The organism is Campylobacter sp. P0103 (assembly GCF_002139545.1).
In the GTDB taxonomy this organism is placed as follows: Bacteria; Campylobacterota; Campylobacteria; order Campylobacterales; family Campylobacteraceae; genus Campylobacter; species Campylobacter devanensis.
Map to the genome: position 1 here is coordinate 1 of NZ_MJKG01000010.1, position 8,823 is coordinate 8,823.

Sequence of the window (8,823 nt, forward strand, 5' to 3'; positions counted from 1 at the left end):
TTTAAATTTCCCCCCTTAATAGTTTAAATTTCCCCCCTTAATAGTTTAAATTTCCCCCCTTAATAGTTTAAATTTCCCCCCTTAATAGTTTAAATTTCCCCCCTTAATAGTTTAAATTTCCCCCCTTAATAATCCGCAAATACCCATAAAATCGAGCTTTGAAGACCCCCTAAAAATATATAAAAAAAAATAAAAAAAAACGCGCGTATGTGCATACACGCATACGCACATATATACCACAAAAAAGTTAAATTATTTTTAATTTTAGGTAAATCAAAAATCTCTGATTTTTGAACTTTTATTTATTAATACACGCTACCAAAGTAGCGTGTAATTTTAATCGGTGCAAACTTGCTACCTGCAATTCACTTCGCTACTTTGTAGCTCGTGAAGTGCGATTTGCATATGTTCGCATTCGCTCACACGACTTGCATATAATCGCTCACTTCGTTCGCTCAATGCAAGTCTCACACATTTAGGGAGAAAATTAGTGTTATTTGTGTGTTGTGTTTGATTTGCTATCCATCATCATCACCACCACAATCACAAAAAAGCACAAAAATACGCAAAAAATCATAAAAACGCAAAATTAAGCATTTTAATGGGGGGGGGTAGGGTTGATATGGGTAAAAAGATGTTTTTGGATTTAAAGGGGTATTTTGTGCGTTTATGAGTGTTTTTTTCTTTTCTCTTTTTTTCTAAGTGCGAAAAAATTGAGCGATAAAAAATAGTCAAGAGTTGCGAAGTGAAACGAGCAATCAACGAGCAGTGCAACGCACTGCGACGCTCTTGACGATTTTTTAGAGTGAGATACAATGACGCACGAAAAAAAAGAAAAGAGAAAAATCAAGCACGAGCTCAGCACACGAGCTCAGAAAGAAGCAGAATCCACCAAAAGGCGATTTTATCGATATTTGCGTATTTTTGGTTTGTTGTCTTCTTGTGTTTTGTCTTCGTTTTTGTGGATTAAGATTTTATCTATGCCGAGATCATCTTCTTCATTATGTGTTTGATCTTGCTCTGAATGTTCGATTTTATCTAATGTTCTTTTGTTATTTTCTTGCCATTTTTCGATTTTCTCTTTTAATCCAGTTCTTTTCTGTTTAATTTCTTCTAAGGCTTTCAAAGCGTGATTATATGCTTCTTTCAATGCTGGATTTTGTTCTAAAAGCTCGTGAAATCGTTGTTTTTCAGCTTTTAACTCAGATATTTCAGCGTTTTGAATTTCTATTTTTTTGTATGGTTCTTGATACAATTTATACATTTCTTCGAAAATAGCATCGTTATTGACTTTATTCCCCAAAAAGCTCTTTTTTGTGTGTTTTTCAACCAAATTTTGAAACCACGTTTCAAGCTCTTTTTTATTATCAAATCGCAATTTTTTCTTTTCAAGATTGATTTCTTGAAAGAATTCTTTGCTAAATCCTTGATTTTTACTATTTACTCGCAGTTGCTCAAGCTCTTTTTTTAACTCAGCTTTGCTTAGCTTTTCTTGTTCTAGCTCTTGATTTAAATCTTGTATTACTTTGTCTTTTTCCTTGAGCTCGGCTTCTCTTTTATCAATTCTATCATATAAGATTTCTTTGATTTTGTGTTCTCGCTCTTGTGCTTCTTGCTTGATTTTTTCGATTTCTGCGTTTAATTCAGTAATTGTTATATCTTGTTTTTCTTTTAATTCTCGTAATTTTTTGTAGTCTTCTGCGATATAAATAGATTTTTTATTATTTTCCGCTATCATCGCTTTTCGCTCGGCTTCTAAAATCTCTTTTAATCGTTTTTTTGATAGTTTTTCATCTTCTAATTCTTGATCTTTATCTTGAATTACTTGATTTTTAGCTTGTATTACATTGTCTTTAGCTTCTAATTCTTGTTTTATCGCTTTTAATTCTCGCTCTTTTTGCTTATACTCTCTGTGTTCTAATCGCTGTCTTTTACTTTCTCGCTTATCTATTCCACGCTCCATTTTTAGAATTTCGGCGATTTCTGTTTGTAGCTCTCTCAAATCTTGTGGTTTTATGTTTTCTAATCGCCATTGCTGTTTTTTGTCTTTATATGTGCAAAAATTCAAATGTGCGTGATAGTTTTTAACGGCGTATCCGTTGTCTGTGTAGTGTCCTTCATCCCTATGGATTGCGATTGCAGTGCAAGTGATATTAAATTTCTTTTCGATATGTTCGGCGACTTTTTTAACTTCATCCATTGTGTGATTGCTATTTAAATTCAACACTCCCTCCCAGTGCGAATTCTCGAATTTTGGTCTTTTACCTTTTTTCCGTTTTTCAATTTTTGCAACTTCATCGGTGAAAATTTGTTCGGCTGTTTTTTCGTGTTGCCAATATTCGTTTGGCTCTCTGTCTTTTTCTTTTAGCAGATAAGATGGCTCGTCTTCTCTGAAATTATGTTTATATGAATGTCCGCTTGACTTCTGAAAATTAATCGACGATAATGCCATTTTTTATTGATAGAAATTCTCTCGTTGAGCGATTTTTATTATATGAATTATCAAACAATCTGATTTAACTTCAGCTAAAATTCTATAATCACGAACTTTCCAACGCCAAAAATTTCCTAAATTTTTCCAATGTCCTTGAAGTTTTTCTGCGTTTTTTAGCATAGTTGGATTATCACTTTTAGCTAAAATTTCTTTAATAAAAACATTAACTTCATAGATACCTTTTGGGTCGCCTTTTACTTGTTTATTTAAGTATTTTTCTACTTTTTTATCAAAAATAATTGTTTGCATTATTTAAATTCTTTCAAAATTTTTTCTCTTATTTCTTGTGCTTCTTGCGGATTTTTTTCCGCCCATTCTTGTGATTTTTTAAATGCTAAAGAATTATCTATTGTATAGAAATTTTGTGATTGTGGTTTGAAAGCATTTGCTATTTTATCGCTAAGATATTCAAGCAATTCGGCATTTTCTTTTGTTTGTTCTAGCAATTTTTTTTGTTTTTTTTCAACATTATTATATAAATTAGTTAATACATTTTTTTGAGTATTTTCAGATTTAACATAATCAATTGTTGCCATATTTTCCCCTATATTTATAAAAAATTTTGCTATTTAAGCTTGACGAAATTAGCAAAATTTTTTATATTTTTACTTGAAATTATAGCGAACTTGTGAGTATAAGTCAAGTAAAAATATAATCGCACGTTTTACTTGTGATGGCATTGCCATTTCATAAGTAAAGGATAGTGCGCACTATCCTTTAATATTTTTTCGCAAACTCAAAAATATTAAATCGTGCGAAACGCTTCTTTTATGGCAATGCCATTATTTAAGAAGCGTTTAAGCATTTTCAATTTAAATAATTTTCACAAGTTCAAAGTATTTTAAATTGAAAATATCATTTTCAAAAATATTTCTCACAAGTTCGATATTTTTTTGAAAATGAATTGCCACTAGCGTGGAGCTATTTAAATAAATATATATCTCGACAAGCTCGTTAATATTTATTTAAATTAAATCGATTACATATCTTTTACTAATTCGCTTAAATCTGCTAAATTTGTATCTAAATCTTTATCTTTTTTGCTTTCATCGTTTGAATTTTCGCTCTCTATTTCGTTTTTTGGTAATAGTTCATCATCACTTAAAAGCAAATTTTCATCAATTTTTATATCTAAATTTAACGCACCGCCCCAAGATTTCATCAAGCTTAATTTTATTGCATTTGCTCTTTTTTCTCTGTCGCTGAGCTCAGCTTCAATTTTTTCTAATTGAGAGTATAGAATTTCTCTTTGAGATTGCAAGTCTTTACTCTCTAAATCCAGCCTGTGCAGTAGGTCTGTTAATTCTTTTTCTGTCATAGTGTCTCCTTTAAAATTTGATTTTTGTCATTAGATTACTGAAATTTTCTAAGTTTATATTTTTATTTTTTTCTTTTGCGTGTTCAATCTCTCTTTCTAGTTCAGCAATTGAGTTAAATAATTCAGATTTGATTTCGTTACTTTTCGTTAGACTGTATGTTACTTTTAGTTTGTTGTTGTGTTTTTCTACATTTAAAATTCTTGCATTTCCAAATTCAGTGCTGATTAATTTGCTAACATATAAATCTAAGTTTGGCTCTATATGTTCAGTTATTTGAATTTCTGATTTGTTTTCTTTAGATTTGTTGTTAGTTTCTTTAGTTTCTTTAGTTTCTTTATCAAATGTAAATTCAATTCCGACAACAATACCACCACGCCCACGCCCACGCCCTTTGATTTTTTCATATTTTAGATTTTTAAATGCTGTTCTTGGCATATTAAAAAGATTTTTTTCTTCTGATAATTCTTTTACAGCTGATTTTAAAATTTCTTTATCAATTTCTGATATTCTATATTTAGTAGGTATATCGAGACGGCGTCTAAACTCATCAAAATCAAGTTTTAATAATCCAGTACTCCTAAATTGTTTCAAAAGCATATATAATCTTTTGGCGTATTTTCCGCTAAGACTCATAAATTCAGCTAGTTCAAATTGTGTAAAATTACTATTCAATTTATTGATTAAATAGCTAAAATCAGGATTAATTCTGACTTCTAAAGACTCTAAAATTTCAGCGTCTAAATGATCAATCGCTTTTGGATTTTTGATTGTATTAATTTTGAATGTTGGAAACATAGTAATATAATTATATGATGTGCGATCATCATTATGAGTTATATACTCAAATCCTCTTTGACGCATACGATCCGCCATAGTTTTTAGCATAAAAGCTAATAATTTACTATCATACGCACTGCCAAAAAAATTTGAAACTTCACTAACTGTAAATTTAATAATTTGTGTTTCTTTGTCTTTCAAATGATACAAAAGATTACAAAAAATATTCATTTCTTGCTCTTTAAACTCTGGAAATCTTAACTCGTTAAGTCGATTGTCATATGCAACAATTTCTTTCATTAAAATCCTTTCAGAAGCCGTTTTTAGCATTATAGCACATTAATTAATTTTTGTAAAGGGATAAAAATAATAATACTACCCTTAATTAGCTACCCTTAATAGTTTAAATTTTCCCCCCCCCCTTAATAGCCAAGCAAAATCTCTTTAAATATTGATATAAATCTGTTTATGCAAAAATAATTTCCTTTTCCACAATCTCCCTCGCACAAGCCCTTATGTTATTGAGGCATCCTGTCCATTCTAAGGCGTTTTCTGCCTTTAGCTGTTCCGTTATGCCCTGTGCCTGTTTCATACCCTCTATGAGCCTTTCAAAGCGTTCCTGTGCCTGTCTGTTGATGTCGGCAAGGTAGGCGTTTAGCCTGCCGCTTGTAAGAAGATTGGTGTATGTAACTTTACGGTACTGTTTTAGATAATCTAAATGCCGTTGCCCCCAGATGCCTATTGCCTGTTCTTCTTCGGCGGGTACAGTTAAGCACGGTATCAAATAATCCCTTTGCCTTTCGTATTTGCCGCCCAGTTCCTCAAATAATGATTTTGCCATTGTCTGTTACCTCCACATTCTTTTTTATTTTGAATGTCCGCAAAATCCGTCCTACATCCATTGGAGCTTATGACCGTTCTCATAATTTACGGAATTGACAATAAAGTGCGTGTGTATATGCCCCTTGTCTATATGCGTGGCTATCAGAACTTCATGCCCTTTCCATGCCTTTGTATGCTCTGCCAGCTCGACAGCGTTCTTGTGAGCCTGCTCCGGGGTTATTTCCTCGTCCTCATGGTAGGATTGCACATAATGCTTATAGGTTCTTCCGTCCGTCTTGCCCCACAGCTCCTTTGTGGCTTGCATTTCCTCCTTGACCGTCTCCGGCTCACAATGCAGACCGCTGACAAGCTTCTCCTCTGTCTTTTCTTTTTTCGTCACATAATCTATTGCGTGCCCTATGCCTGCTTTTGAAGATACTGCTTTAATAACTGCCATACTTCTCTCACCTCTTTCATGGTGTTAGGAAGCTCTTGCTTATAGTCCACATATCCATTTTCATTCAGCTTCTTGGCTATCTGGTTCAGATTGTTGCCTTGCCTTTTCAGCTCTGGATATATCTCTTTCAGTCCGTCCAGATTGACAATGTTCGACTGTGTGAGGGCTTCAATGATATATTGCTGTTGGCTCTTTCCAGACTGCTCTACTTTTTCTTTTATCTGTGCAAGTTCTTCCTCTGACACTCTTATAACTATCTGCTTCGGTCTTGTCCTATTCATTGATGAAGTCCTCTCTTTCCTTTACCCACTTCTTAATGAGTTCGATTTCCTCGTTCATGTTCGGCTCTTTCTCTGGCTTCCAGTCCGCTCTCATGTCTTTCAGTTCTTCCAGTGCTTCTTCTAAGTCTGCCTTATAGCTTTCTAAATCTTCTTTTTCGCTTGCTATATATTCATCAACACTATTGTAACAAGGCACACACTCATAATCCTTTCAAATCTCATTTTATATGACTTTTGCAAGCTGTTAAGCTAACTTGTGGAACATATGCCGAACCTTATCTATACGGCTATTCGGGCGGCGGGGTTGGCAAATAAATTTACCAATAGCTGGCTGGTATCCTTTTAACTCTGTCAAGCAGACTCCCTGCCCATTTGTGAAATAAGTTAAATCGTTCCTGTATTCTTGAATACATCTAGCAGGGATTTCTCCTTTCAGAATGACCTCGTCATTCTTTATCTGAGTACTTACAATATCTGCACAATACCTTGGAGCATCATGATACGCCCGTGAGAGATATTCCTGCGGTGCATAAATTTCAAAGTGGAGATATGGCTCTAATAGTTCTGTCCCTGCTTTTTTTAAAGCCTGCTCCAATACGATAGGGGAAAGCAGCCGAAAGTCTGCGGGGGTACTTACAGGACTATAATACAATCCATATTCAAAACAGATTTTACAGTCTGTCACTTTCCATCCATACAGCCCCTGCTCGCAGCCATAAAGAACCCCCTCCATAACCGCATTTTGGAACGATTGATTTAAATATCCAAGTGAAACTCTGCTTTCATACTGCACTCCGCTTCCAATAGGGAGCGGCTCTATGGACAACCCGACAGAAGCCCAGAAAGGATTTGGCGGGACTTCTATGTGGATGGTATATTCTGCTTTTCTAAGCGGTCTTTCCATATATATAACAGTAGGCTCTTTTATTTCTGCCTCCACATGATATTTTTCCTCAAGGATGGCACAAATGACTTCCATCTGCAAATTCCCCAAAAAAGAAAGTATAATCTCATGCGTTGTAGTATCCACATAATATTTTAAAAGAGGGTCGCCATCTGAAATTTCTGTAAGTGCCCCAAGCAATATTTCCCGCTGTTCAGATTTCTTTACTGCAATCGTTGTTTGGAGCATAGGGAGAGGATTTTCAATAAATTTTCTCTGCGGCAACAGTATTTCGTTCCCCAAAATACTGTTTAGCTGCAAAACATCATTTGGTAAAATTACAATATCACCAGAGCAGGCTGTATCGGATGAATATAATTCACCGTTTGTCGGAACATACATCTCTGTGATTTTTATTTTCTCTTTTTCAGATATTCTAATAACATCCCTCAAATGCAATGTTCCGCTATATATACGCACATAAACAAAACGCCGCCTTTTCTCTGAATATTCAATCTTAAAAACCTGCCCGCATAGTTCAGATTGACCTTCAGGCGTTGATGAATAAAATTTACTGGCAATTACTTCTATAAGTTGCCGAATCCCCAGATTGTTTTTAGCGCTTCCGTGATAAACGGGAAATAACGTTCCGTTTTGGAATCTCCTGTTTTCTTCCTGTTCCAGTTCTGACATTTTAAACGGTTTCCCTGACATATATTTCTCTAATAGTTCATCGTTTCCCATAATTACCGCATCCCACTGTTCCATATCGTCATTGTCCGTTACATTTATATGGGGATGCTGCCCAACCTTTTGCTTCACTATAATTTCCGAAGAAAGCTTTGCTTTCATTTCCCGATATACCATTGGCAAATCAATCCCCTCTTGGTCAATTTTATTGATGAAAAAAATTGTCGGAATCTTCATTATCTGTAGTGCATGAAACAGTATACGGGTCTGTGCCTGTATGCCATCCTTTGCAGAAACTAATAATACTGCTCCGTCTAATACGGATAAAGAACGGTATACTTCCGCCAAAAAATCCATATGGCCTGGCGTATCTATAATGTTGACTTTTACATCCTCCCACTGAAAAGATGTCACTGCTGTCTGGATAGTGATTCCCCTTTGACGCTCCAAATTCATTGTATCTGTCCTTGTTGTGCCTTCATCTACGCTCCCTAGTTCTGCAATTGCACCACTGGTATACAATAAACTTTCCGTTAATGTTGTCTTTCCTGCGTCAACGTGAGCCAGAATGCCTAAGTTAATTATTTTCATGTAATTTTCCTCCTATCAACACCCAAAAAAGGGCATAAAAATACCCAGTGATAAATACTCCTATCACTGGGTAAATAACTCCAATAGCCCCAAAACACTTATATGTTTTCGGGCATATAAAATTACATGATAAAAGTATTCTTAAACTGGGTACAAAAAACTAAGCCCCATATTAAAAGTGAAACGGGACTGCTACTTTTTGTTCCCACTATCAAATTGACAGTTTATTTAAGAATACCTTGCCGCATATTTATTAACTCCTTGTATAATACTGAATCTAATTATATTCCTTAACCCTTTATTTGTCAAGCTGACAAACTAAAGCAGAAAAAGCGGCAGGATTTCCCCCTGCCACTAATCTAGATATTTGAGAGATTAAAACGAGATTACATTAATATCACTACCTTTAATCTTTAAATTTCCCCCCTTAATAGTTTAAATTTCCCCCCTTAATAGTTTAAATTTCCCCCCTTAATAGTTTAAATTTCCCCCCTTAATAGTTTAAATTT

At 34.4% G+C, this 8,823-nt stretch carries 10 protein-coding genes; all 10 read right to left on the minus strand.

The features are described from left to right. Positions 1-904 precede the first annotated feature (904 nt). Positions 905-2,452 (minus strand): hypothetical protein, encoded by a 1,548-nt coding sequence (locus CIGNP103_RS07815; RefSeq protein WP_086268896.1) that lies wholly within the window; start codon positions 2,450-2,452, stop codon positions 905-907. A gap of 3 nt (positions 2,453-2,455) precedes the next feature. Continuing rightward, positions 2,456-2,743, minus strand: a complete 288-nt coding sequence (locus tag CIGNP103_RS07820; protein ID WP_086228897.1) for a type II toxin-antitoxin system RelE family toxin — start codon at positions 2,741-2,743, stop codon at positions 2,456-2,458. After that, positions 2,743-3,030: a hypothetical protein gene (locus CIGNP103_RS07825; protein WP_086228896.1), complete on the minus strand. Its 288-nt coding sequence runs from the start codon at positions 3,028-3,030 to the stop codon at positions 2,743-2,745. Before CIGNP103_RS07825 ends, CIGNP103_RS07820 begins: the two co-directional genes overlap by 1 nt. A gap of 443 nt (positions 3,031-3,473) precedes the next feature. Then, entirely contained in the window at positions 3,474-3,812 is a 339-nt protein-coding gene (locus tag CIGNP103_RS07830; protein ID WP_086230035.1) for a hypothetical protein, read from the minus strand. A gap of 10 nt (positions 3,813-3,822) precedes the next feature. Then, positions 3,823-4,890, minus strand: coding sequence for a replication initiation protein (locus tag CIGNP103_RS07835; protein WP_180380988.1), 1,068 nt, complete (start codon positions 4,888-4,890; stop codon positions 3,823-3,825). Between the two features lie 166 nt (positions 4,891-5,056). After that, positions 5,057-5,431, minus strand: a complete 375-nt coding sequence (locus tag CIGNP103_RS07840) for a TnpV protein (RefSeq protein WP_086268897.1) — start codon at positions 5,429-5,431, stop codon at positions 5,057-5,059. Between the two features lie 51 nt (positions 5,432-5,482). Then, the gene (locus tag CIGNP103_RS07845; protein ID WP_002860781.1) at positions 5,483-5,869 is read right to left on the minus strand and encodes a relaxase/mobilization nuclease domain-containing protein; all 387 of its coding nucleotides are present in this window, start codon (positions 5,867-5,869) and stop codon (positions 5,483-5,485) included. After that, a complete protein-coding gene (locus CIGNP103_RS07850) occupies positions 5,830-6,150 on the minus strand; it encodes a plasmid mobilization protein (protein WP_002595443.1) in 321 nt (106 codons plus the stop codon). The genes CIGNP103_RS07845 and CIGNP103_RS07850 overlap by 40 nt, the downstream gene beginning before the upstream one ends. Beyond that, a complete protein-coding gene (locus tag CIGNP103_RS07855) occupies positions 6,143-6,346 on the minus strand; it encodes a hypothetical protein (RefSeq protein ID WP_086228893.1) in 204 nt (67 codons plus the stop codon). Before CIGNP103_RS07855 ends, CIGNP103_RS07850 begins: the two co-directional genes overlap by 8 nt. Positions 6,347-6,394: 48 nt before the next feature. After that, positions 6,395-8,314 (minus strand): tetracycline resistance ribosomal protection protein Tet(O), encoded by a 1,920-nt coding sequence (tet(O), locus tag CIGNP103_RS07860; protein ID WP_086228892.1) that lies wholly within the window; start codon positions 8,312-8,314, stop codon positions 6,395-6,397. Positions 8,315-8,823: the final 509 nt, after the last annotated feature.